General features: G+C 69.9%; 22 protein-coding genes. 6 read left to right on the top strand and 16 right to left on the bottom strand.

Annotated features, from left to right (window positions below; translation table 11 throughout):
* The first annotated feature begins 289 nt into the window (after window positions 1-289).
* Window positions 290-1,192: an aldo/keto reductase gene (locus ACKUB9_RS31990; protein WP_407530363.1), complete on the top strand. Its 903-nt coding sequence runs from the start codon at window positions 290-292 to the stop codon at window positions 1,190-1,192.
* Between the two features lie 127 nt (window positions 1,193-1,319).
* Here the strand turns inward: ACKUB9_RS31990 and ACKUB9_RS31985 are convergent, their stop codons facing one another.
* Complete coding sequence (locus ACKUB9_RS31985) at window positions 1,320-1,793, bottom strand: GNAT family N-acetyltransferase (RefSeq protein WP_407530361.1); 474 nt, start codon at window positions 1,791-1,793, stop codon at window positions 1,320-1,322.
* A 114-nt stretch (window positions 1,794-1,907) separates the two neighbouring features.
* Complete coding sequence (locus ACKUB9_RS31980) at window positions 1,908-2,492, bottom strand: LysE family translocator (protein WP_407530365.1); 585 nt, start codon at window positions 2,490-2,492, stop codon at window positions 1,908-1,910.
* 354 nt (window positions 2,493-2,846) lie between these two features.
* Between ACKUB9_RS31980 and ACKUB9_RS31975 the strand changes: the two genes are divergently transcribed.
* Together ACKUB9_RS31975 and ACKUB9_RS31970 are read left to right on the top strand one after the other, a co-directional pair.
* Entirely contained in the window at window positions 2,847-3,119 is a 273-nt protein-coding gene (locus ACKUB9_RS31975) for an NUDIX hydrolase (RefSeq protein WP_407530359.1), read from the top strand.
* 261 nt (window positions 3,120-3,380) lie between these two features.
* On the top strand, window positions 3,381-4,904 hold the full coding sequence (locus ACKUB9_RS31970; protein WP_407530358.1) for a sensor histidine kinase: 1,524 nt from the start codon (window positions 3,381-3,383) through the stop codon (window positions 4,902-4,904).
* Window positions 4,905-4,986: 82 nt separating this feature from the next.
* Here the strand turns inward: ACKUB9_RS31970 and ACKUB9_RS31965 are convergent, their stop codons facing one another.
* The 3 genes from ACKUB9_RS31965 to pcaB all read right to left on the bottom strand — a co-directional run bounded on the left by ACKUB9_RS31965 (window position 4,987) and on the right by pcaB (window position 9,314).
* On the bottom strand, window positions 4,987-6,384 hold the full coding sequence (locus ACKUB9_RS31965; protein ID WP_407530356.1) for a class II fumarate hydratase: 1,398 nt from the start codon (window positions 6,382-6,384) through the stop codon (window positions 4,987-4,989).
* A 119-nt stretch (window positions 6,385-6,503) separates the two neighbouring features.
* Entirely contained in the window at window positions 6,504-7,841 is a 1,338-nt protein-coding gene (locus ACKUB9_RS31960; RefSeq protein ID WP_407530355.1) for a cation:dicarboxylate symporter family transporter, read from the bottom strand.
* Window positions 7,842-7,940: 99 nt separating this feature from the next.
* Window positions 7,941-9,314: a 3-carboxy-cis,cis-muconate cycloisomerase gene (gene pcaB / locus ACKUB9_RS31955; RefSeq protein ID WP_407530353.1), complete on the bottom strand. Its 1,374-nt coding sequence runs from the start codon at window positions 9,312-9,314 to the stop codon at window positions 7,941-7,943.
* Window positions 9,315-9,437: 123 nt separating this feature from the next.
* Here pcaB and ACKUB9_RS31950 point away from each other — a divergent pair, with 123 nt between their 5' ends.
* Entirely contained in the window at window positions 9,438-10,181 is a 744-nt protein-coding gene (locus ACKUB9_RS31950; RefSeq protein WP_407530351.1) for a GntR family transcriptional regulator, read from the top strand.
* Window positions 10,182-10,371: 190 nt separating this feature from the next.
* On the opposite strand, the gene ACKUB9_RS31945 is transcribed toward ACKUB9_RS31950, so the two are convergent.
* Genes ACKUB9_RS31945 through ACKUB9_RS31915 form a run of 7 tightly spaced genes read right to left on the bottom strand, consistent with a single transcriptional unit; the run spans window position 10,372 to window position 16,632 of the window.
* On the bottom strand, window positions 10,372-12,243 hold the full coding sequence (locus tag ACKUB9_RS31945; RefSeq protein ID WP_432760193.1) for a TRAP transporter large permease: 1,872 nt from the start codon (window positions 12,241-12,243) through the stop codon (window positions 10,372-10,374).
* Between the two features lie 5 nt (window positions 12,244-12,248).
* Window positions 12,249-13,250, bottom strand: coding sequence for a TRAP transporter substrate-binding protein (locus ACKUB9_RS31940; RefSeq protein WP_407530347.1), 1,002 nt, complete (start codon window positions 13,248-13,250; stop codon window positions 12,249-12,251).
* Between the two features lie 54 nt (window positions 13,251-13,304).
* Window positions 13,305-14,108, bottom strand: coding sequence for an SDR family NAD(P)-dependent oxidoreductase (locus tag ACKUB9_RS31935; protein WP_407530345.1), 804 nt, complete (start codon window positions 14,106-14,108; stop codon window positions 13,305-13,307).
* Window positions 14,105-14,539 (bottom strand): cupin domain-containing protein, encoded by a 435-nt coding sequence (locus ACKUB9_RS31930; RefSeq protein WP_407530343.1) that lies wholly within the window; start codon window positions 14,537-14,539, stop codon window positions 14,105-14,107. The genes ACKUB9_RS31935 and ACKUB9_RS31930 overlap by 4 nt, the downstream gene beginning before the upstream one ends.
* Before the next feature lie 2 nt (window positions 14,540-14,541).
* Window positions 14,542-14,847, bottom strand: coding sequence for a YciI family protein (locus ACKUB9_RS31925; RefSeq protein WP_407530342.1), 306 nt, complete (start codon window positions 14,845-14,847; stop codon window positions 14,542-14,544).
* Window positions 14,848-14,866: 19 nt separating this feature from the next.
* Window positions 14,867-15,916, bottom strand: a complete 1,050-nt coding sequence (locus tag ACKUB9_RS31920; RefSeq protein ID WP_407530340.1) for an SDR family oxidoreductase — start codon at window positions 15,914-15,916, stop codon at window positions 14,867-14,869.
* Window positions 15,913-16,632: an EthD family reductase gene (locus ACKUB9_RS31915; RefSeq protein WP_407530338.1), complete on the bottom strand. Its 720-nt coding sequence runs from the start codon at window positions 16,630-16,632 to the stop codon at window positions 15,913-15,915. The genes ACKUB9_RS31920 and ACKUB9_RS31915 overlap by 4 nt, the downstream gene beginning before the upstream one ends.
* 173 nt (window positions 16,633-16,805) lie before the next feature.
* Here ACKUB9_RS31915 and ACKUB9_RS31910 point away from each other — a divergent pair, with 173 nt between their 5' ends.
* On the top strand, window positions 16,806-17,705 hold the full coding sequence (locus ACKUB9_RS31910) for a LysR family transcriptional regulator (protein ID WP_407530336.1): 900 nt from the start codon (window positions 16,806-16,808) through the stop codon (window positions 17,703-17,705).
* A gap of 295 nt (window positions 17,706-18,000) precedes the next feature.
* Here ACKUB9_RS31910 and ACKUB9_RS31905 read toward each other — a convergent pair whose 3' ends face one another.
* From ACKUB9_RS31905 to ACKUB9_RS31890, 4 genes are all read right to left on the bottom strand, one after another.
* A complete protein-coding gene (locus ACKUB9_RS31905) occupies window positions 18,001-20,316 on the bottom strand; it encodes a xanthine dehydrogenase family protein molybdopterin-binding subunit (protein ID WP_407530335.1) in 2,316 nt (771 codons plus the stop codon).
* Window positions 20,313-21,293 (bottom strand): FAD binding domain-containing protein, encoded by a 981-nt coding sequence (locus ACKUB9_RS31900; protein ID WP_407530333.1) that lies wholly within the window; start codon window positions 21,291-21,293, stop codon window positions 20,313-20,315. The genes ACKUB9_RS31905 and ACKUB9_RS31900 overlap by 4 nt, the downstream gene beginning before the upstream one ends.
* Window positions 21,290-21,796, bottom strand: a complete 507-nt coding sequence (locus tag ACKUB9_RS31895) for a (2Fe-2S)-binding protein (protein WP_407530331.1) — start codon at window positions 21,794-21,796, stop codon at window positions 21,290-21,292. Before ACKUB9_RS31895 ends, ACKUB9_RS31900 begins: the two co-directional genes overlap by 4 nt.
* Before the next feature lie 69 nt (window positions 21,797-21,865).
* Entirely contained in the window at window positions 21,866-22,297 is a 432-nt protein-coding gene (locus tag ACKUB9_RS31890; RefSeq protein ID WP_407530330.1) for a MarR family winged helix-turn-helix transcriptional regulator, read from the bottom strand.
* A 399-nt stretch (window positions 22,298-22,696) separates the two neighbouring features.
* Between ACKUB9_RS31890 and ACKUB9_RS31885 the strand changes: the two genes are divergently transcribed.
* Window positions 22,697-23,455 (top strand): SDR family oxidoreductase, encoded by a 759-nt coding sequence (locus tag ACKUB9_RS31885; RefSeq protein ID WP_407530328.1) that lies wholly within the window; start codon window positions 22,697-22,699, stop codon window positions 23,453-23,455.
* Window positions 23,456-23,666: the final 211 nt, after the last annotated feature.

Raw genomic sequence — 23,666 nt, 5'->3', positions numbered from 1 at the left:
GCTTCGGCCGCGGCTTCCGGCGCTTCGGCGTCAACGATGCCGGCGGCGTGAGCACCGCTGGCCTCGCCGCGACGGGCGATTATCGCTCCAACGCCTGAACCCTCGGTGCCGCACCGTCACCGCTCTCCTCCGGTGACGGTGCGGTCCGACGCGGCAGCGGTCGGGCCAATGCTCCGTGCTCACGGAGGGCGCCGGGCTCGCTGATCCGGCGATCACGCCCGTTCGCCGTACCTGCGGTGTCCCAAGCCGTGTACATTGCTCCGATCCGCCATCGACGTCGGAGAATGTCATGCACGCGATCACGCGCCGTCGCTTTGCCGTATGCGGCGTCGGCCTGATCTCGGCCCTCGGTCTGCCGAACAGGGCCACGAGCGCGGTCGGGCAGACCGTTTCTCTGAGCGATGGCGCGGTCGTGCCGGCCGTCGGGCAAGGATCGGCGCGTCTGGGCCAGGGGCGGCGCCCGGCCGAGGAGGAGGAGCAGGCGATGAGCACCGGCCTCTCGCTCGGCATGACGCTCATCGATACGGCCGAGGTCTACGGCGGCGGCAAGGCGGAGCAGCTGATCGGGCGCGTGATCAAGGACCGTCGTGATCAGGTCTTCCTCGTCTCGAAGGTGTGGCCCTCGCACGCGACCCGGGCGGGCATCCAGGAATCCTGCTCCGCGAGCCTCGCCCGTCTCGGCACCGATCATCTCGATCTGTACCTGCTGCATTGGCCTGACCGCGTGAAGGATCTGGCAGAGGTCGTCGAGACCTTCGAGCAATTGCGGGCGGGCGGTCGGATCCGGCGCTGGGGCGTGTCGAACTTCGGCGTCGCCGACATGGAGCGGCTCTGGCGCATCCCCGGGGGCGAGCACTGCGCGACCAATCAGGTGCCCTACAGCTTGGCCGATCGGAAGGTCGAGCGCGCCGTCCTGCCCTGGTGTGTGCAACATCGCGTGGCCGTCATGGCCTATTCCCCGCTCGGCGGTGAAGGCGCGAGTGTGTTGCGGAACCCGACCGTGCAGCGCATCGCGTCCTCGCAGGGTCGAAGCCCGGCAGCTCTGGCACTGGCATGGGCGGTGCGCTCCGGGAGCGTGATCGCGATTCCCGAATCCGGCTCGGTGTCCCATGTGCGCGAGAATGCGGCGGCGTTGACCCTGACGCTCGGAACGGACGAGCTGCGGCAGTTGGACGAGGCCTTCCCGGCATAGTGCATCGCCGGCATGCCGGTCGTGCGGGAGCCGGCCTTCTACGNGGAACGGACGAGCTGCGGCAGTTGGACGAGGCCTTCCCGGCATAGTGCATCGCCGGCATGCCGGTCGTGCGGGAGCCGGCCTTCTACGGCTGCCACGTCATGAACACAGCATCCGCCCCGTACAGGGTGAGCCCTGGCGCGGCCTCCGCCACGCGGAAGCCGCGCCGGTGCCAGAAGGGCATGCTCGCGTTCACGGCGACCAGCGAGGCGTGCTCGGTGCAGCGGCGGGCCTGAGCCAGGAACCGCTCCACGCCTGCGCGCGCGGCACCCGCTCCGCGCGCGGCGGGCAGCACCGCCAGATCATGGAGGAAGGCTGTTTTCGGCCGATCCGGTGCCCTCAGGACGCCATTGAGCGGCGGAACGGTGTCGTCCCAGAGATGGCCGACGAGGTATCCCGAAACGTGGCTTCCATCCGTCAGGACGAAGCAGAACTCTCGGCCCACCGTGAAGCGGGATCGGAGCGGCTCCATCTCCTCGTGAAGGTGAGGCGGGTGGACCTCGTTCCCGATCCGGTGGACGACCGGGAGATCCTCCGGCCGCATCAAGCGCCACTGCATCGCCGCCCTTCCGGATGAAGCTCCATGCCGACCGTTTAAGCATGGAGTGGTCATCCGTCTCGATCCTGTCGCTGTCCCGATCGCGACCCAGGACCCGGACGGCCGGCGCAGCCCTCATCGGTGTGCCTCGCTCACCATCCTGACCGCGAGGCCCGCCAGCACGGTGCCCATCAGCCAGCGCTGAAGGCGAAGCCAGGTCGGCCGCGTGCCGAGGAAGCCGGCCAACGTTCCTGCGGCGAGCGCGATGAGCGCGTTGACCGACAGGCTGATCGCGATCTGCATGGACCCGAGCAGGACGGACTGGACCAGGACGCTGCCCTGTGCCGGATCGATGAACTGCGGCAGCAGCGCGAGGTAGAGAAGCGCCACCTTCGGGTTCAGGAGATTGGTGAGCAGGCCCATCAGGAACAGCTTGCGAGGGCTGTCCTTCGGCAGATCCCTCACTTGGAACGGCGAACGCCCACCGGGCTTCAGGGCGCCCCACGCCAGCCAGAGCAGGTACGCCGCCCCGGCAAGACGCAGCGCATCGTAGGCGAAGGGCACGGCGAGCAGGAGCGCGGTGATGCCGAAGACGGCCATCAGCATGTAGATGACGAAGCCGAGCCCCACGCCGATGAGCGAGATCAGTCCTGCGGCCCGTCCCTGGGAGATCGAGCGTGAAATCAGGTAGATCATGTTCGGCCCGGGCGTCAGGACCATCCCGAGCGAGAGGAGCGCGAAGGCGGCAAGAGTGGTCGAGGTCGGCACGGCTGACTCCACGATGTCGCTGGCCCTCTACCCCTGCGAGCCCTGCCGCACACGCCAAGATCGGTGATGGGTGACATCACTGCGGTTCACTCATCCAAGGCCACGAGCACGGCGCGGTCCAGTTGATCGGCCGCTGTCACGACGCTCTCTCGCCGTAGCAATCCCTCGTGAGGCGCCATGACCGTCTACCGGAACACCCCGACCGTCGTGGTCATCCTCGTGCCGATCGGCGGCGGGCTGCTGATGATCCGCCGCGCGCTCCCCGGTTAGGGTCAGGGCAAGCTGGCGCTTCCGGGCGGCTACCAGATGCTCGGGCAGACGTGGCAGGAGGCCGGAGCGGCCGAAGTGCGGGAGGAGACCGGCGTGACCGTCGATCCGGCTTCGCTCAGCGCGATCTCGCTGGTGACCACTCCGGATCGTCGCCAGAACCTGCTGTTCTGCCGGAGCCCGCCCGTCGATCACGCGGGCGCGTTCACGCACGATGCCGAGATCTCCGACGTCGTGGTGATCCGCGAGCCGGTCGAGACGGCGTTCCCGCTCCATACGGAACAGATCCGACGGTTTTTCGACCGATCCTGACCGCCCTCCCCTGCTCTGCCGAGACCGGGCAGCCTCACGCTCGATTCGGCTTGAGGTCGCCGCCACCCGCTGCCGGACGGGAGGGCTGACGCGGCGGCCGCATCGCTCGCAGCTTACGCCCTCCCGCCGCCCGGCATCTGTGACGGCCTGGATCGGGAGAACGCCCGTGGCGTCACCTCGACAAGCCTTCATTGTCGACGGCGTTCCGGCTAAGGTATGCAGGTTCGATCTCGCCGCACGGATCGTTAGAGGTGGCCAAGGATGGACACCGACCTCGATCACCATGAGCCGGGCGCTTGCCGCTGCTCGGAGACGGAGCGGCTCGCGGCACTTCGCGCCTACGCGGTGCTCGACACGCCGCCCGAGCAGAGTTTCGACGACATCTGCAGGATCGCAGCCCAGATCTGCCGCACGCCGATCGCCGCCGTGACGCTGATCGAGACCACGCGGCAGTTCTTCAAGGCCGAGATCGGCTTGGGGATCCGCGAAGCGCCGCTCCACGATCCGATCCTCAAGCAGGAACTCCTTCGAGGTGATCTGCTCGTCGTGCCTGATACCGCCGGGGATCCGCACTTCAGCGGCGATCGGTTGGTGGCGGGCGAGCCTCCCCTGCGCTTCTACGCCGGAGCCACGCTGGTGACCCCGGAGGGCCTGCCGATCGGGTCGCTGTGCGTGCTCGATCATGCCCCGCGTCCACCGGGTCTGACCGTCGCGCAGGGCGAGATGCTCCAGGCCCTCGCGCGTCAGGTGATGACGCTCCTCGAGCACCGACGCCTGATGGGCACCCTCGCGCGGCGCGAAACCGAACTCGTGCGGGTCCAGGAGATCGCGGGCGTCGGCGGCCTCGAAGTCGAGCTCGGGGCCGGGTTCAGGAACCGACGATCGGCGCAGTACCTGCGCATCCATGGACTGCCCTCGGACGCCACGCAGGAGAGCCACGAGGAGTGGGTGCGCCGCATCCACCCTGATGACCGCGAGACCACGGAGCGCCACTTCGTCGACACCGTCCGGGGCAGCGAGACGGATTACCGGGCCGAGTACCGGATCGTCCGGCCCAGCGACGGCGAGGTTCGCTGGATCGCCGCCACCGCCCAGATCGAGCGCGACGCGAGCGGTCGAGCCCTGCGGCTGATCGGGGCGCATCGCGACGTCACGTGGCGCAAGGCGAACGAGGAGGCGCGCGAGCTTCTGACCCGTGAATTGTCCCACCGGATCAAGAACATCTTCGCGGTCGTCCAGGGACTGGCCGCCCTGACGGCGCGCGGCCATCCGGCCGCGAGGGACTACGCCGACAGCTTTCGCGCCCGCCTTCAGGCGCTGGCGCAGGCCCACGAGTACGTGCGCCCGCACGGGCCCGACCGTCAGCCCGCCGTTCCGAACCAGACGGTCCAGGGCCTGCTGCGCACGTTGCTGACGCCTTACGCCGAGGAGGACCGTGAGCGGGTGGTGATCGCGGGCGACGACGCGGCGGTGGGCGAGCAGGCGGCGACGGCCCTGGCGCTGATCGTGCACGAGCTGGCGACGAACGCCGTGAAGTACGGGGCGCTCTCGGTCGCGGCCGGACGGGTCGAGATCGGCAGCCGCCGCGAGGGCGCGTCGCTGTCGCTGCTGTGGCGGGAGCGCGGCGGCCCGGCGGTGGCCGGACCGCCGGGGCGGCGCGGGTTCGGGAGCGTGCTCGTGGCGCGCAGCGCCGTCGGGCAGCTCGATGGCGAGATCCATCACGACTGGGCGGCGGAGGGTCTGACGATGCGGATCGATGTCCCGGTCGGGAACCTGGCTCGGTAGACGCTCCGGCCCTTCGATGGGGCTTGAGAGAAGCCACGACATGGCCACCGATCTGGTGATCGACGTCGAAGACGAGACGGCCTCAGCCGTTCGGCCGCGCCATCCGGACCGGATCGACGAGACGATCGTACTCGGCCGCGTCGAGGAAACCCAGCGTGAGGCAAGCCTCCCTGGGCGTCACATCCTCTCGCAACGCGGTCTCCGTGATCTGCGCGACCCGATCGTAACCCAGAACCGGATTGAGGACCGTGGCGACCAGCAATGCACCGGCCACGTTCCCCTCGAGGCGCTGGCGGTCGACCTCCAATCCTGACACGAAGCGCTCGGCGAACAGGCGGCACCCGTCGCTCAGAAGCCGGATCGACTGAAGCAGGTTGTAGATCAGTACCGGCTTGGCGACGTTCAGTTCGAAATTCCCGGAGGCGCCCGCGGCCGTCACCGTGGCGTGATTGCCCATGACCTGGAACGCGATCTGCAGCACGACCTCGGCGATCGTCGGGTTGCGCTTGCCGGGCATGATCGACGACGTCAGCCCGTCGTGCGGGACGACGAGTTCGCCCAGGCCGCAGCGCGGGCCCGACCCCAGGAAGCGCAGATCGTTCGCGATCTTCGTCAGCGAGACCGCCACGACGCTGAGGGCGCCCGAGACTTCGACGAGGGCGTCGTGGCCGCCCATGCCTTCGAACTTGCTCGGGTTCGGCGTGAAGGCGAGGCCGGTCAGCGCCGAGATCTCTTCGCAGAACACCGCGTCGAATCCGGCGGGCGCGTTGAGCCCGCTTCCCACCGCGGTGCCTCCCTGAGGCAGGCGAAGGAGCCGCGGCGTGACCGCCTCCAGGCGCTCGCGCCCCAGCGCGGCCTGCCGGGCGAAGGCGTCGAAGGCTTGCCCGACCGTCATCGGCACCGCGTCCATCAGGTGCGTGCGCCCGATCTTGACCACGTCCGCGAACGCCTCGGCCTTCTCGGCGAGCGTGTCGGCCAGGAGGGAGAGGGCCGGGTGAAGGTCATCCCGCAGGGCGAGCGCCGTCGCGAGGTGCATGACGGTCGGAAAGGTGTCGTTCGAGGATTGCGAGCGATTGGCGTGATCGTTGGGGTGAACCGGCGACCGCGCGCCGAGCGGGCTGCCGAGGTGCTCGTTGGCGCGGTTGGCGATGACCTCGTTGGCGTTCATGTTCGTCTGCGTGCCGGACCCGGTCTGCCAGACGGTGAGCGGGAAGTGGTCGTCGAAGACGCCCTCCGCCACCTCGCGCGCGGCCCTCTCGATCGCCTCGGAGAGGTCGGGCGCCAGAACGCCGAGGCGCCGGTTCGCGCGCGCGGCCGCGAGCTTCTGGAGGCCGAACGCGTGGATCAGCCCGGCGGGGAAGCGCTCCGCACCGAGCGTGAAGATGTCCAAGGCCCGCGCCGTCTGAGCCCCCCAGTAGCGCCCGGCCGGGATCGACGCCTCGCCGTAGGCGTCGTGTTCGATACGAGAGGCGTCGGACATGGGCGTGAACCTCCTGTGCATCACCCGCCGCGCACCGCTGATCCCCGATCCCGGACCCGCGGACGAAGGGTGCGACCCGGGATGACGGTGGCGTCACCCCATCCATGATGGCCGGACGGTCAGGCCGCCAGCGCCTTCTCGGCCCGCATCCGGGCGAGGGCGTCGCGGGCCACGGCCTCGTCGAACTCGCCCGCGAGCTTCGCGGTGATCACCGTCGCGACGCTGTTGCCGATCACGTTGGTGGTGGCGATGGCGATCGACATGAAGCGGTAGACACCGAAGAGGATCGGCAATCCTTCGAGGGGGAGCACACCCGTCGCCGCCACCGTCGCGGCGAAGACCACGAAGCTCCCGCCCGAGACCGTCGCGGCGCCCTTCGAGGTCAGCAACATGATCGCCAGGATGCCGAGCTGCTGCCCGAGGTCGAGCGGCACGTGGTAGGCGTTGGCGAGGAAGATCACGCCCATCGACATGTAGATCGAGGTGCCGTCGAGGTTGAACGCGTAGCCGGTCGGCAGCACGAGCCCGACCGATTGCCGCGAGCAGCCATAGGTCGGCAGCTTCTCGAGGAGGCGCGGCAGCACGCTCTCCGAGGAGGCGGTGCCGAGCACGATGGTGATCTCCTCCTTGATGAAGGCGAGGAGGCGAAACAGGTTGACCTTGAACAGGGCCGAGATCGCCCCGAGCACCACGACGATGAAGAGGATGACGACGGCGTAGAAGCTCAGCACGAGGTAGATCAGCGAGAGCAGCACGCTCGTGCCGCTGGACCCGACCGCGAACGCCACCGCCCCGAAGGTGCCGATCGGCGCGCACCACATGATGAGGTGGATGAACTCGAAGAACGCGTCCGAGATGGTGTTGAGACCCCGCTCGATCGGCTGTCGCTTCTCGGGCGGGAGGTGCAGCAGGGCGGCGCCGAAGATCAGCGCGATGACGAGCACCTGGAGCAGCTCGCCCCGGGCGAAGGCGCCGATGAAGTTGTCGGGGAAGACGTTGAGGATGAAGTCGAGGGTCGAGTGGGGCGCGGCGGCGCCGGTCGGCGCCTTGCCCTGGGCGAGCGTCGCCTTCGTGGTCTCCGCCATGCCCTGGCCGACGCCGAGCAGGTTTGCGGCGAGGAGGCCGACCGCGAGCGCGATCGTCGAGACGATCTCGAAGTAGAGCATCGCGATCAGCCCGACCTTGCCGATGCGCTTGAAGTCGCCCGCCGAGGTCACGCCGACCACCACGCACAGGAAGACCAGCGGTGCGACTGCCGTCTTGATCAGGCGCAGGAAGATGTCGCCCAGGATCTTGAGCTGGGCGGCGAAGCTCGGGAACAGGAAGCCGACCGCGGCCCCGAGCACCATCGCCACGACGATCTGGAAGCCGAGGTTGGTCCAGATCGACCTGCGCGGCTTGGCGCCGGATGCGGGCGGCGGGTGCAGGTCGGCGGGCGTGCTGACGGTCGTCGTCATGGTTTCCTCCGATGGGCGGGCGAGGAACGCGCGCTCTTGGTGGCGCCGAGGGCGGTGGCCTGCGGCGCGGCGCGTGCGGACAGCGGGTGGCGGTGGGAGTCAGCCGCGGCGCGGCACCGCGGCGAGCACGCGGTCGACCATCTGCGGGGCGGCGCCGAGGTAGTTCGCCGGGTCGGTCAGGCGGTCGATCGCGGCCCGGTCGACATGCGCCGTGATCTCGGGCATGGCCGCGAGCGCCTCGGCCAGCGTGCCGCCCTGCTCGTTCACGACCCGGCAGGCGGCGTAGACGAGGTCGTGCGCTCGGCCCCGCCCGGTATGGGGCGCGAGCGCCATCATGGCGGCCTCGGCGACGATCAGACCCCGGCTGATGCCGAGGTTCCGGCGCATCTGCGCCTCGTCCACGATCAGGCCGCCCAGCGCGAACTTCGCCTGATGCAGGGCGCCCGCCGTCAGCACGAAGCTCTCGGGGATCGCCAGCCACTCGGCGTGCCAGGGGCCGGTCGCCCGCTCGAAGTCCTGCACCATGGCGTCGAGCATCAGCCCGGCCTGCTGGCGCACGCCCTTCGCGGCGGCGAGCATCAGTTCGGACGAGATCGGATTGCGCTTCTGCGGCATGGTCGAGGAGGCGCCCCGCCCGGTGACGAAGGGCTCGTAGACCTCGGCGAACTCGGTCGAGGCCATGATCATCACGTCGAGGGCGATCTTGCCGAGAGAACCGGTGATCAGGGCGAGCAGGTTCACCACCTCGGCGAAGCCGTCGCGCGCCACGTGCCAGGTCGAGACCGGCAGGCCGAGGCCGAGTTCTCGGCAGAGGGCCTCCTGCACGGGAAGACCGTGCTCGCCGAGCGAGGCCAGCGTCCCCGCCGCCCCCGCGAAGGAGCCGACGAGCACCCGAGGACGGAGCTGGGCAAGGCGCTCCGCGTGGCGGTCCAGGGCGGCGAGCCAGATCGCGGTCTTGTAGCCGAAGGTGACCGGGAGGGCCTGCTGGAGGTGCGTGCGGCCGGCCATCGGGGTGTCGCGGTAGCGGCGCGACAGGTCGGCCAGGGTCGTGCGCAGCGCGTCGACGTCGGCCGCGACGAGATCGAGCCCGGCCCGGATCTGGAGCACGTTGGCCGTGTCCATGATGTCCTGGGTGGTCGCACCCCAGTGGACGTAGCGCCCCGCCTCGCCACACTGCTTCACCAGCTGGTGGACGAGCGGCAGGATCGGGTAGCCGACAGTGTCGGTCTCGTGGCGCAGGAGGTCGAAGTCCAGCGTCTCGAAATCGCACCGGGCGGCGATCTGCTCGGCCGCGTCCGCCGGGATGACACCGCAGGCGGCCTCGGCCTTGGCCAGCGCGATCTCGACCTCGATGAAGCGCCGGATCAAGGCGTGGTCGGAGAAGATCGCGCGCATGGCCGGGGTGCCGAAGGCATCGCGGAACAGGAGGGAGTCGATGACGGTGGTAGCAGGTGCGGGGATCGCGCGGCTCATGGGTTCCTCCGACCGCCCGACCAGCGGTGCTATTATGTACGGACATTAACCAGGTAGATTATGTCCGGACATGATGTCAAGAGGGGTGGCGCGCCGCGGCGTGCAGACGGGCGAGAGGAGCGGATGAGCGAGACGTTGTGGGCGCAGGTGGCGCGGGATCTGACGGCCGGGATCGCCTCGGGCCGCTACCCGGTCGGGTCGCTGCTGCCGACCGAACTGGACCTCTGCGAGCATTACGGGGCAAGCCGCCACACGGTGCGCACCGCGATCCGCCAGTTGCAGGATCAGGGGCTGATCTCGCGCCGGAAGAAGGCGGGGACGCGGGTCGAGGCCGCGGTGCCGACCAGCGGCTACCGCCAGTCGCTCGCCTCCCTGGAGGACCTGATCCAGTTCGGCGCCGCCCATATCCGCGAGGTTCAGGACACGGCCGAGGTGACGGCGGACGCCGCGCTCGCGGCGGAACTCGGCTGCCAGCAGGGAACGCGCTGGTTCCGGATCTCCAGCCTGCGCCTCGACGGGAAGCCGGGCGGCGCGCCGATCGGCTGGACCGACGTGTACATCGACCCGATCTACGCCGACCTCGGCGACGTCGTTCGCGCCTCACCGGACCTTCTGATCACCACGCTGATCGAGCAGCGCTACGGCCGGCGCAGCGCCGAGATCCGGCAGGATGTCGACGCGGTCGCCCTCCCGGCCGCGCGCGCCGCCGCGTTGCAGGCCGAGGCCGAGACGCCCGCGTTGCGGATCGTGCGCCACTACGTCGACGAGAAGGGCAAGACCTTCGAGATCTCGTCGACCCTGCATCCGGCGGGCCGGTTCACGGTGTCGCAGCGCATGCGGCGCATGACCGAGAACGGGCACGGCTGATGCGCGATGACGACGAACGCTGCCGCCATCCGGCATTCCGCTTCGTCGCACCGCGCGGCTGAGACCGGGGACCAGGGTCTCGGCACCGATCGAGCCCCCTTGCCGGGGGCTCGTCGGGCGAGCGCTCAAGGATGCTCACGGAGCGGTCTCGGAGCGTGCCTTACGTCGGGGCGCGTCGAGCCCCCAAGCTTCAGAGGAACCCGATGCTGAGCCAGGGGAAGGCCGCCACGAGGACGATCGCGGCCAGGAGCGCCCCCAGATAGGGCACCATGTTCCACATCGCCTCGTCGGGCGACGTCTTGGTGATGGCGCAGGCCGTGTAGTAGCCATAGCCGAAGGGCGGTGAAAACAGGCCCAGCCCCATCGAGAGCAGGACGACCATCGCGTATTGCACCGGGTGGACGCCGAGAGACTGCGCGACCGGCACGAGGAGCGGCCCGAACAGGACGATGGCCGGGATGCCCTCGAGGATGCTCCCGAACACCACGAAGGCCAGGATCGAGACCGCCAGAAAGGTCACCTTGCCGCCCGGCAGCTGGCGCATGGCCGCGACGAGCGTGTCCGCGAAGCCCGATTGCGTGAGCGCCCAGGACATGGCGCCCGCGAGCGCGATGATGATCATGATCGTGCCGGTCAGCGCGGTCGTTTCGACCAGGATCTCGCCCAGGCGTCGGAGCGAGACGCCGCGCATCGTGATGGCGCCCACGACGGCCACGTAGGCCACGCCGATCACCGCCACCTCCGTGGCGGTCGCCACCCCTTCGAGGACCGCCGCGCGGATGATCAGCGGCAAGGCGAGGGCGGGGATCGCGATGACGAAGGTGCGGCCGATGACCCTGAGATCCCGCCGATCCGTGCCGCGGCGCTCCCCGCGGGAGCGGGCGTAGACGGCGATTGCGAGCGCCGCCATGCAGACGACGGCCGGCACGAGACCGCCGACGAAGAGCGACGCGATGGAGATGCCCGTCACGGAGCCCATGATGATGAGGACGAGGCTCGGCGGAATCGTCTCGGCGGCCGCGGCCGAGACCGCCAGGAGCGCCGCAGTGTCGCCGTCGCGCACGCCGCGCTCCTTCATGGCGGGCGCCAGGATCGGGCCGATCGCCGCCATGTCGGCGGCCTTCGCGCCCGAGATGCCGGAGACGAGGTACATGGCGCAGAGCATCACGTAGCTGAGCCCGCCGCGGGCCGGGCCGATCAGCGCCATGACGAAGTTGATCATCGCCCGCGCCATGCCGGTGTACTGGATCTGGATGCCGAGGAAGATGAACAGCGGGATGGTCAGGAGGATGAAGTGGGACATCCCCTCGTTGATGCGTCCGACGATGACGGTGAGCGGCAGATCGCTCGTGAGCGCGAAGTAGGACACGGTCGCGGCACCGAACGCGAAGGCGATGGGCACGCCGATCACGATCAGCGTCATCACGCCGAGGCCGAAGAAGAGCAGCAGGTTGAGGTTGCCGAGGTCGGCCAGGAACGGCGGCGCGAGTTCGAGGGCGAGCGCGCAGAGGGCGGCGCCCGCGACGGACAGGGCGAAGGCCGATTTCGTCATCTCCCGCCACATCCGGATCAGGAGAAACACCGCCATGAGGGTGATGCTGACGAGGGTCGCGGCCGCCGGCACCGAGCCCGGCACGCCGAGATTGGGCGAGGTGACGATGTGGTTGAGCTCGATGAGCGCGATCGTCGGCACCACGAGCTTGAGGAGGAAGACGAGCAGCACGAGGTGGGCGAGCCGCTCCGTCCGCTGCCGCGCCTCCGGCCCCATCCGGGAGAGGACGAACGTCAGGCGGAGATGGATGCGGCGGCGCAGCGCGCTCGCCACGCCCAGCATGCCGAACCAGAGGAAGACGAGGGTGGCCGCCTCCTCGACCCAGGTCACCGGGATGTTCAGCGCGTAGCGCGCCGTCACGGCCCAGCCGAGCAGCAGGATGTCGGCGAGGAGGAGCGCGGCGGCGGCCACGTCCACCACCCGGCCGAGCACCGCCTCGACCACGTCGAGGGGGTGGCTGACCGGGGCGGCGCCGGGCTCGGCGACGGCGCCGGAGGAGGTCGCAGCCACGCCGCTCACCCGAGCTTGCCCGTGTATCGTTCGAGCGTGGTCCAGGCCTCGGGACCGAACTTCTCCTTCCAATCCTTGTAGAAGCTCGATCCGTTGAGCACGTCGCGGAAGGCCTGCCGGTTCGGCTCGACGAAGGTCATGCCGGCCCCGGCCAGCTTCGTGCGGAGGCTGTTCGTGAGCGTGACGACATCCTCCCGCTCGGCCAGGGCCGCGGCACGGAAATGCTTGGTGATGGCCGCCTGCGTCGCGGCCGGCTGGCGCTTCCAGAACGGGCCGTTGGCCAGGACCCAGAAGCCGTCCCACATGTGGTTGGTCAGGCTCACGAACTTCTGAACCTCGTAGAACTTGCCGCTGTCGACGAGGGGCAGCGGGTTCTCCTGCCCGTCGACGAGCTTGGTCTGGAGGGCGGTGTAGACCTCCCCGAAGCTGATCGATTGCGGGGCGGCCCCGAATGCCTTGAAGAGGGAGGTCGAGAGCGGGCTCGGCGGCACCCGGATATGGACGCCGGCGAGATCACCCGGCTTCTCGATCGGCTTGGAGCCGGTGGTGATCTGGCGGAATCCGTTGTCGAACATCTCGTCGAAGACGTGCAGGCCCGTGCCGGCCAGCGCTCGGCGGATCAGCGCACCGACGTCGCCGTCCATCGCCTTCCAGACGTCGGCGAGGGTGTTGAACGCGAAGCCGACGCCGTTGAGCGAGGCCACGGGTGCGAGGTTCGACAGCTGAGCTCCGGCGAGCGGGTAGAACTGGATCGCGCCCTGGCGGAGCTGCGACAGGACCTCGAGGTCGCCGCCGAGCTGGCTGTTGGGGAAGATGCGGATGTCGAACTCGCCGTTGGTGTCGGCCTTGACGTTGCGGGCCGCCTCCTCGAGGCGGGCGATCATCGGATGGCCCGCCGGGAGGTTGGTGGCCATGCGGTAGGTCGCGGCCTGGGCCGGGCGGACGATGGCGAAGGTGGAGGCGGCAGCGAGGCCCGAGGCGACGAAGCTGCGGCGTGTGGACGTCATGGTTCCCTCCGTTCGTTGGATCACCCTGGAGCGCCTCTCCGGGCGCTTTGCGGGTCAGGCGAGGATCAGCCCGCCCGAGACGTCGAGGATGGCGCCCGTCATGTAGCGGGATGCGTCCGACGCCATGAACAGGACCACGTCGACGATGTCGGCCGGCTCGGCGAGGCGGCCGATCGGGATCTGGCCGCTCAGGGTCTCGCTCTCCTCGGCATCGCGGAGCAGGCCGCTGACCCGCTCGCCCTCGACCGGACCCGGTGCGATCGTGTTCACCAGGATGCCGTGGCGGGCATATTCGCGCGACAGGTGCCGGGTCATCCCGATCACGGCCGTCTTCGCCGCCGTGTAGGAACAGCCGAGGAGCGGACTGACCGAGCGGCCGGCATTGGAGGCGAAGTTGATGATCCGGCCGCCGCCCGCCGCCACCATGTGCGGCAGCACCGCCTTGGCGCACAGGAAGCTGCCGCGGACGTTCGAGGCGAAGACCGAATCCCACTCCTCGACCGGCGTCTCGTGGGTGACGCGGTAGGCCGCGCCGTAGCTGCCCGCGGCGTTGACGAGGACGTCGATCCGCCCCCAGCGCGCGAGAACCGCCTCGGCGGCGCGCTCGACGTCGCCTTCCGCCGAGACGTCGACCGTCAGCGCCAGCGCCTCACCGCCGGCCTGCGCGATGCCGCGCGCCGCCGCCTCCGCGCGGTCACCCACGATGTCGCAGAGCGCGACGCGGGCGCCGAGGGCGGCGAGTCTCTCGGCGAGCAGCTTGCCGATGCCCCGTCCCGCTCCGGTGACGAGGACGACGCGGCCCGCGAAGGCGTCGGGCGCGAACGGGCCGGTCGCGCGGGTGTGATCCACCCCACTCACGGCGCGACCGTCCCGGCATCGAGACCGCGCGGCGTCACGCCGGGCGGCAGCGGAAGCGGCGGGTTCGCGCTCTCGAGGTGCTCGACGGTGATGAAGGTGAGCGGCGTATCGCCGACGTTCTGGAGGTCGTGGAGCATGAACTCTCCGGGCGCGAAGCGCATGTGGCTGGTCTGCCCCGCGACGTACCGGGCCTCCCGGGCCGGCCCGCCATCGACGTGCGAGCGGGCCCGGCCCGCCGTCAGCGCGGTCCAGAAATAGTCGAGCACGTGGCGGTGGAAGCCGATGCGCTCCCCCGGTTCGAGGCGGATGTACCAGACCCGCGCCCGGTCGCTCTCGGAGAGCAGGACCGTGCCGACGCAGGGGTTGAAGGCGTTGCGCTCGAACTCGGCCGCGAGGGCGGGATCGAGCGACGGCCGGGCCGAGGACGTCATGGTCAGTCCCTCGGAATGAAGCTGCGGCCGTCGAGGATCGCCTTGCGCCACCGCGTCGCGACGAAGCCGGAGAACACCCCCTCGACCATGAACGGATCCTCGGCGACGAAGCGCTCGGCCTCCGCCCGATCGTCGGTGTCGATCAGGTAGAGGCTGCCGATCGCGGTCGTGCCGTCGTCGGCGAGCTTGGCGCCGGCACCGATCAGCCGCTCCAGGTGCGACTCGAGGTAGGCGATGTGGGCCGGGCGCACGCGCGCCCGGAGCTCCGCCGTGCCGGGCTTGTCGTCGGCAACCACCATGTAGGGCATGGCCGTACTCCTCAGGCGCTCAGGGAACGATCCGGTTGCGCTGCAGGTCGCGGAAGTGACCGAGGAACATCTCCTCGCTGTCGATGAATTCGAGGAAGCCGTAGCGCCGGCACTTCGTCGTGTCGGACATCACGTCCCAGTCGTTCGAGAAGGCGTAGTTCGCGAAGTTCCAGTTCACGAGCTGGGACAGCGGGTGCTTCTGCAGGCCTTCCCGCGCGACGATCCTGTCCCAGAGCGCGTCGGCGTCGGCCATGCGCTTCGTCATGTCCACGGTCTCGACGCCGCCCGGCTCGACGCCGAAGTGGCGGGCGAAGACGGGCCACAGGTTCTGGTAGCGGAAGAAGTCGCCGTTCGTGATGTTGAAGGCTTGTTCGGCGCAGGCCGGATTCGTCGCCATCCAGACCATGGCGCGGGCGAGGAGGCCGGCATCGGTCGCCTGGTAGACGGAGGTGAAGGCGCCGGGCTTTCCCGGGAACGTGAAGGGCTCGCCCATCTCGCGCGCCAGGGTCGCGTAGGTCGCGATGGTCGTGATGATGTTGAGCGGATTGCCGAGGGCGAAGCCGCAGATCACGTGCGGGCGGGCCGCCGACCAGGACCACGCCTTCCCGGCGCTCGCCTCCATGACGAGGTCCTGCTGGTCGTAGTAGAAGTGGGGAACGTCGATCCGGGGATCGCTCTCCTTGGCCGGCGTCTTGAAGGGGCCGAGGTACTGCCCGTAGTATTTGGTCCCCTGCAGGATGCAGACGTGCTGCAGGTTCGCCGCCGCCGCTTCGATCACCGGCAGGACGTTGGCGAACATCCGCGCGTTCGGGGCGCGCGTTTCCGCGATCACCTTGTTGTCGAGATAGGCGCAATAGAAGACGTGGGTGACCTCACGAAGACCGCCGAGGTTGTCGCGGCAGCTCTCGGGGTCCATCAGGTCGGCGTGCACGAAGCGCGCCTTCGTCGGGAAGTATGGGGGCTTGCGCGACACGCCGATCACGGTCCAGTCGCTCTGGCGTTCGAGATGATCCATCAGCGCCCGGCCCGAGACGCCCGTCGCTCCGATGACGAGAGCGGTCTTGTTCATGGTGTCGGTCCTTCCATCGTTCCGTAGGCGGGCGACGGGGGCATCACCACCACGTGCTCGCTCAGAAGCGCGTCCTCGAACCGCCCGAGCCGGGTGCCGAACGCCTCGTCCTTCCATCCGGCCGCCGCCGCGCGCCCGGCCCGCGCCGCCGCCTCCGTGGCGAACCAGAGTTCGACCAGGGCGTCGTAGGGCGCTTCGCCGGCGACGAGGGACAGGTCGCCATCGACCTTGGAATTCAGGAGCAGGCCGGCCTCGTCGAGGCTGAGGCGGGCCTGGACGGCGCCGGCGCGCTCGCACAGGGCCGCCGTGGCCGCATCGCGCAGGCCGTCGAGGAAGGCGTCGCGCGCATCCCCGGACGGTCGCTTGAGGCAGAGCACCAGCTTGAACGGGGTGGCGTCGATCGCACCCGCACGCCGCAGCCACTGCTCGGAGGCCAGAAGATGCTCGCGCCGCGCGAGCCACGCGGAGGCATCGGCGGAGCCGTTGCGGCCGATCTCGGACGCGTAGGAGGCCTGGCACGCTTCGCGGCTATCGAACCAGAGCTGCGCGATCCCGTCGGCGGGCGGCTCACCTTCGTCCAGGGAGAAGCCGAGCATGTAGCCGCGCAGCCCCGGGAAGCGCGCCGCGATCGGACCGTGGATCGTGCGCCAGCGCTCCTCGAAGTCTGGGCGCGTCAGGGCCGCGACGCGCTTCTGGAACGTCACGAGCTTGATCACCGGGGCGCGTCCAAGAACGCGCGCGAGCCTGATGGGATCTTCACGATCTCGTCCCTCCGCGGCGGCCGTCTCGGAGCGGCCTTCCGGCTGCAAGCCTACGCGGAACGGCAGATTGACGGGAACCGCCGGCGCGCGACACATACTGTTGAGAGGAACGCAACGATGGAGCCGGCGTGAGCAGCGGCAGCGACATGCAGGTCTTCGCCCAGGTGGTCGAGAGCGGCAGCTTCGCCGCGGCCGCAAAGCAGCTCGGCGTCACGCGTTCCGCGGTCTGCCGGCGCGTCGACGGGCTGGAGCGCCGCCTCGGGGTGCGGCTCCTGGATCGCACCACGCGTCGCCTTTCGCTCACCGAGGCCGGCGAGACCTACCACCGGCGATCGAACCGCATCCTGGCGGAGATCGCCGAGACGGAGCTCGTCGTGGGCGAGTTCGGCGGCGAGCCGCGCGGCACGCTGCGGGTGACGAGTCCGATCATGATCGGCCTCCACCGCCTCATCCCCGTCCTGCCGCGCTTTCTCGCGCAGCACCCGCAGATCCGGGTCCATCTCGACCTCTCGGACGACGAGACCGACCCCACCCTCTCGGATCACGACGTGGCGCTGCGATGGGGCGTGCCCAAGGATTCGGCCGCGGTGATCGTCAAGGTGGCGTCCAGCCGCCAGATCGTCTGCGCGGCGCTCTCCTACCTGGAGCGGTACGGCACTCCCGCGACCCCCCGGGACCTCCTGACCCACAACTGCGTGCTGATGAGCCGCCTCGGGTTGATGAGCAACGAGTGGTCGTTCGTGGTCGACGGGCGCCCGCTCAAGCTCAAGGTCCACGGCAACTACGTCGTCAACGGCGGCCACGGCAATTACGAAGCCGTGATCGCGGGGCTCGGGATCGGCCGCGTCACCGACCTGCGCGTCGGCGAGGATATCCGCGCCGGGCGCCTCCGTCCCATCCTGGAGCGCTTCGAGCCGGAAGACGCGATCCCCATCTACGCGGCCTACCGGCCCAGTGCACTCGTGCCGCCCAAGATCCGGCTGTTGCTGGACTTCCTGCGGCGTGAGCTGAAGACGGTCACGCTCTGACGACGCCGTCCGCGAACGGCCGATCCGCTTCACGGCCGGGAGCCAGGGTCCGGCGATGGGGATTGAGCGCGTCGACGGTCCCGGCGCGCGGCCCGTCGTCCGGCCGCACCCGGATCGGCGCCGCAGGGGACAAGATCAAGGATGGGGGATCTCCGCCTGGAGGCAGTGCCGCCGCGACCTCGCGCGACGTCGCAGGCCGCGATCGGAGGCGTCCTTCAACCGATCGGGATGGGCACCGCGCGGAACCGGCGGGCTCGAACGAGGCGTGGCGACGCTCGGCCGAGCACCGGGGCGCCTACAGGAGCTTGTCGAGGGTGATCGGCAGGTCCCGAACGCGCCGTCCCGTCGCGTTGAAGATCGCGTTGGCGACGGCGGCCGCGACGCCGGTGATGCCGATCTCGCCGATGCCCCGTGCACCGAGGGGCGAGCGCGGATCGGGGATGCCAGTCCACATCACCTCGATCTCCGGCACGTCGAGATGGACGGGGATGTGATAGTCCGCCAGCGACGGGTTCATGATCCGGCCGCTGCGGTCGTCGAACAGCGTTTCCTCCGTCAGCGCCAGGCCCAGGCCCATGATCATCCCGCCCTTGAACTGGCTGGCGGCGGTCTGCGGGTTGAGGATGGTGCCGCAATCGAACGAGCCGAGCAGCCGATCGACCCGGATCTCCCCGGTGACCTCGCTCACGCGCAGCTCGCAGAAGACCGCGGACGTGCTGTGCATGGCGTATTTGAGCATCTCCAGCGGCGGGCTTCCCGTCGCCGTGACGGTGATCTCCTCGCGCTTGGCCCGGGTCAGGATCGAGCGATAGGTCTCGTGCCGCGCGGTGTCCTCGATCGCGCCGACGCCTCCGTCGACGAGGCGGACCTCACTCGCCCGCAGGCCGGCGACCGGGCTGTCGTTGCCGGCGAGGCGCACCAGCTCGCCGGTGAGTTTTTCGGCCGCCGCGATGATCGCGCCCGCGACCGAGACCGTCTGCGACGAGCCGCCGGCCATCGGGGCAGCCGGCAGCGCGGAGTCGCCGAGCTGGAACACCACGTCGGAGACGGGCAAGCCGAGCCGGTCCGCGGCGTGCTGCGTCTGAACCGTCGCCGTGCCCATGCCCATCTCCTGCGCCGAGCAGGCGACCAAGGCCGAGCCGTCGCGGCGAAGCGTGATGCGGGCGGTGGCGCTCGGCATGCGGGCATACGGGAAGCTCCCGGTGGCGCAGCCCATGCCGATCAGCCACTCGCCCTCGCGCCGCGCGCCGGGTGCGTGCTGCCGCCGCTCCCAGCCGAAGCGCGTCGCACCCTCGGTGAAGGTCCGACGTCGCGCGTGCTGCGAGAAGGGCGCCCCCGAGATCGGATGCCGCTCCGGCTCGTTGCGCAACCGCAGGTCGATGGGGTCGATCCCCATCCGATGCGCGAGTTCATCGATGGCGCTCTCCAGCGCGAAGCTGCCGATCGCCTCGCCCGGTGCGCGCATGAAGGTGTTCGGGACGACGTCGAGATCGACATGGCGCTGGACGATCTCGAAACTCCCGGCCCGGTAGAGCGCGCGCGAGCCGAGCGTGAAGGCCTCCGGGCAGGCGGCGTAGGGGGGCATCACCGAGTAGCCGCTGTGGATCAGCGCCGTGAAGCTCCCATCCCGATCGGCACCGATGGCGACGCGCTGCTCCGTCGGAGAGCGTCCGCCGATGATGCGGTAGACGCTCTCTCGGCTGAGCATCAGCCGCAGGGGCCGCCCGAGGAGGCGCGCGGCCGCGATCGCGACGATCTGATGGTCCCACAGCCCCTTGCCGCCGAACCCGCCGCCGACGAACGGCGAGAGCACGCGGACCCGATCCTTCCTGAGCCCGAACAGCTTGGCGAGGACGGCAGCACTCGGCGCGATCATCTGCGTCGCATCGTGCACGGTCAGCGTGTCCTCGCCCTCCCAGATCACCGTCAGGGCGTGAAGCTCGATCGCGTTGTGGTTCTGCCAGGGAGTCCGGTAGACGTTGTCGACACGATGCGCCGCCTGGGCCAGTTCGCGCTCGGCCTTCCCGACCGACACGTGGTTCCGCTCGATCAGGAGCGAGTCGGGCACCCGCGCCTCGGCCTTCGCATCCTCGAAGCGGGTCGCGGGCGTCGCGGGCGCGTAGTCGATCGCGAGAAGCGACGCCGCGTGATCGGCCTGTTCCTGCGTCTCGGCGACGACCAGGGCCACGACCTGACCGTTGTAGCGGATCTCGGCATCCTGGAGGATGGGCAGGTCGCTGTTCCCGACGGCGGAGACGTCGGTCATCGAGATCAGCGCCGGGCTGTCGATCCGCGGCATGTTGCGGTGGGTCAGGACCAGGATCACGCCAGGCGCGTTGTCCGCTGCACTGGTGTCGAGCTGCGCGATCCGCCCGCGCGCGATCGGGCTGTGGACCAGCGTGGCGTAGGATAGCCGATCCACCGCCACCTCGGCGGCGAACCGTGCTCTGCCCGTGACCTTCAGCGGACCGTCCAGCCGCGAGGCTTGGCGTCCGATAGCGCCGCGGCCGTCGATCAGGGGGTCGGGCGTGCCGCCGGGCAGCCACCGGGGCGGCACCCAGCCGAGCACCGTCCGGACGGAGCCGACGATGGCGTTCTGAACCTTGCTCATCGGTCGTCTCCCGAGAGGTCCGCGAGGACGGCGGCGAGAGTGCGTTTGGCCAGTTCGACCTTGAAGGCGTTGCCGGCGCGCGGGGCGGCCTCGGCGAGTTCGAGGTCCGCGGCAGCCCTGAACGCCTCCGCGCTCGGAACGACGCCGCGCAGGGCCTCCTCGGCCAGACGGGCGCGCCAGGGCTTGGGCGCGATGCCCCCGAAGGCGATGCGGATCTCGTCGATCCGGCCCTCGCGCAGCGTCAATCCCGACGCGACCGAGACGAGGGCGAAGGCGTAGCTCGCGCGATCCCGCACCTTGCGGTAGGCGGACCGGGCCGCGACGAGCGAGGCGGGAATCTCGATCGCCTCGATGACCTCGCCTGGCTCGAGCACGGTCTCCCGGTCGGGCCGGTCCTCGGGCAGGCGGTGGAAATCGATCAGCGCCACCGTCCGCCGGCCGGCCGGGCCCGCGATCCGAACTCCTGCGTCGAGCGCCGCCAGGGCGACGCACATGTCGGACGGGTGCGTGGCGCTGCAGGCCGGCGAGGCGCCGATGATCGCGTGGTAGCGCTCGAAGCCGCCCGCCGCATCGCATCCGCTGCCGGGCTCCCGCTTGTTGCACCGGGAGCCGGCGACATCGGCGAAGTACAGGCATCGCGTCCGCTGCATGAGATTGCCGCCGACGGTCGCCATGTTGCGCACCTGCGCCGACGCGCCGGCCAGGATGGCACGCGACAGCATCGGATAGCGCGACCGGACGAGGGGATGGGCCGCCACGGTGCTGTTTCGCGCGGCCGCACCGATGACGAGGCCGCCGTCGCCGGTCGCCTCGATCGCAGCGGACAACCCCGAGACGTCGGTCAGGTGGGAGGGCCGCTCGACGCCCTTGCGCATGAGATCGACGAGGTTGGTGCCTCCGCCGAGCAAGCGGCTGCTCCCGGCCATGCGGACCGCTTCGGCCAGCGACGAGGCGCGCTGATAGGTGACGGGGTTCATGCGGCCTGCTCCCTTGCGACCTGAAGGATCGCCTCGACGATGCCGTTATGCGCGCCGCATCGGCACAGGTTGCCGCTCATCCGCTCGCGGATTTCTTCGCGCGAGAGGGCGATGGGCATCTCGGCGAGATCGGCGGTGACGTAGCTCGGCACGCCCGCCGCCACCTCGCGCAGCATCGCCGACGCGGCGCAGATCTGGCCCGGCGTGCAGTAGCCGCACTGGAAGCCATCGTGCGCGATGAAGGCGCTCTGGAGCGGGTGCAGCCCCTCGCCGTCGGCCAAGCCCTCGATGGTGGTGACCTCGCGGCCGTCCGCCTGCACCGCGAGCGTGAGGCAGGACAGCACCCGCTCGCCGTCGAGCAGCACCGTGCAGGCGCCGCAGGCGCCCTGGTTGCAGCCGACCTTGGTGCCGGTCAGATGAAGTCGCTCGCGAAGCAGATCGAGGAGGGAGATTCGTGCATCCTCGGGCGAGGTGACCTCGGTCCCGTTGACCCTGATGGCCATCGAACGTCCTCCGTGTGTCGGGCCCGGTCGAACGGGCGCACTCGACAGATAAGACGAACTTCGGACTATTCAATCTTCGTGGTATGCGATTTTCGTGACCATGCGGATGAAGCTGTCGCGCTCGGTCGGCGCCAGGCGTTCGAGCATCGCCAGATTGAGGGCGTTGTAGGCGTCCACCTGCGCGGCGGCACGGGCGGCACCCTCCTCGGAGAGGCGGAGCGCGACCGCCCGGCGGTCACCTTCGATGCGATGGCGCTCCAGGAGCCCTCTCTTGGCCAGGCGGTCGGTCGCCGACGAGATGGTGGTGGTCGCCAGGCCCAGGTAGCGCGCGATGTCGGTCGGCCCGCAATTCGGGTGCTGCGCGACGTACAGCAGGGTCTGCACGTCGAGTTCGTTGAGGGGCTTCTCGGCGCTGCCGGCATCAGCGAGCTTGTAGCGCCGCACGAAGGCCTGGAAGGCGGCACCAAGGGAAGCGATCTGATCGGCCGTGGGCTTCGTCATGCCGCTCGCATATCGCGCCGCTCGGCAGCGGACAATTTGTGCGGCGGACGATCCCCGCTCACTTGTGGCCGATGAATGGGGCGGCCGATGGCGATCGTCCGGAACCGGTCGACGCGTCCGCACCCGGGCCTTGAGCGGAGATCCGAATGACCGCTCTCGGGATCGTTGACAGGAGGGGCGTGAAGCCGAGGTCCGCGGCCCGACCAGGGGACCAAGGCCCCGACGTGGCCCGGTGCCGATGTGCTCGCGCAACGGCCCCGGCTGGTAGTAGCGTGGCGCTTTCGACGCGTTCCGCACCGTCGGAGCTCGCGACGACCTGATCCCCGGCCCACAAGACCGATACGCGCGTCCGCCGGAACCATCGACGCGCCAGAACCGAGATGACGGGAGAGACCGGACATGCTGCGAAATATCGAAGGGCAGGTTGCCTGGATCACGGGGGCGGGCTCCGGCATCGGCCGGGCCGCCGCGGTGGCGTTCGCCAAGGCCGGGGTGCGGCTCGCCCTGTCGGGGCGCGGCCGGGAGGCGCTTGAGGCGACGGCGGATCTCGTCCGGGAGGCGGGGAGCGAGGCGCTCGTCGCGCCCGCCGATATGGGCCGGGCCGACGAGGTCGAGCGCGCCTGGGAGGCCGTCCGCTCCCATTACGGCCGCTGCGACATCCTGGTGAACTCCGCCGGCCTGAACGTTCCGAAGCGGAGCTGGAGCGAGATCGACCCGGCCGGCATCGACACGGTGATCGGGGTCGATCTCAACGGACCCTTCTACGCCTCGCGCCTCGTGCTGCCGACCATGCGGGCGCAGCGCGACGGGCTGATCATCCAGGTGTCGTCCTGGGCCGGACGCTACGTGTCGAAACTGACGGGGCCGGCCTACTCGGCGGCCAAGCACGGTCTCGTGGCGCTCTCGGAGAGCTTGAACCAGGAGGAATGCGGCCATGGCATCCGGTCCTGCTGCATTTGTCCCGGCGAGGTCGCGACGCCCATCATCGACAAGCGTCCCGTCCCGGTCACGGCGGAGGACAAGGCGCGCATGCTGCAGTCGGACGACCTCGCGGAGACGATCCTGTTCGTGGCCCGCCTCCCCCCGTCCGTGTGCGTCAACGAGATCCTGATCAGTCCGACGTGGAACCGCGGCTACCTGGAGGGCGTCAAGCTCTGACGCGCTCGGGGCCCGCGACCGGACCGGGCCCCATGACGACCGCCTGTCCGCCGACGGTTTCGGTCGACACCGGTCGCGCCTCCTGCGGCAGCGACGCGCTCACCCGAGGCGCGCCCCGTCGCGGTTCAGCCGCGCCCGCAGGTCCGCCCCCGCGATCGCCCGCGGCGCAACCCGCTCCAGCGCCGCGATCGCCGCCGCGTGACCGATCGCG

Source organism: Methylobacterium oryzisoli (genome assembly GCF_046557895.1).
Lineage (GTDB): Bacteria > Pseudomonadota > Alphaproteobacteria > Rhizobiales > Beijerinckiaceae > Methylobacterium > Methylobacterium oryzisoli.
Note: the sequence above shows the minus strand (reverse complement) of the source record. Positions and strands in the feature narration are given on the sequence as shown.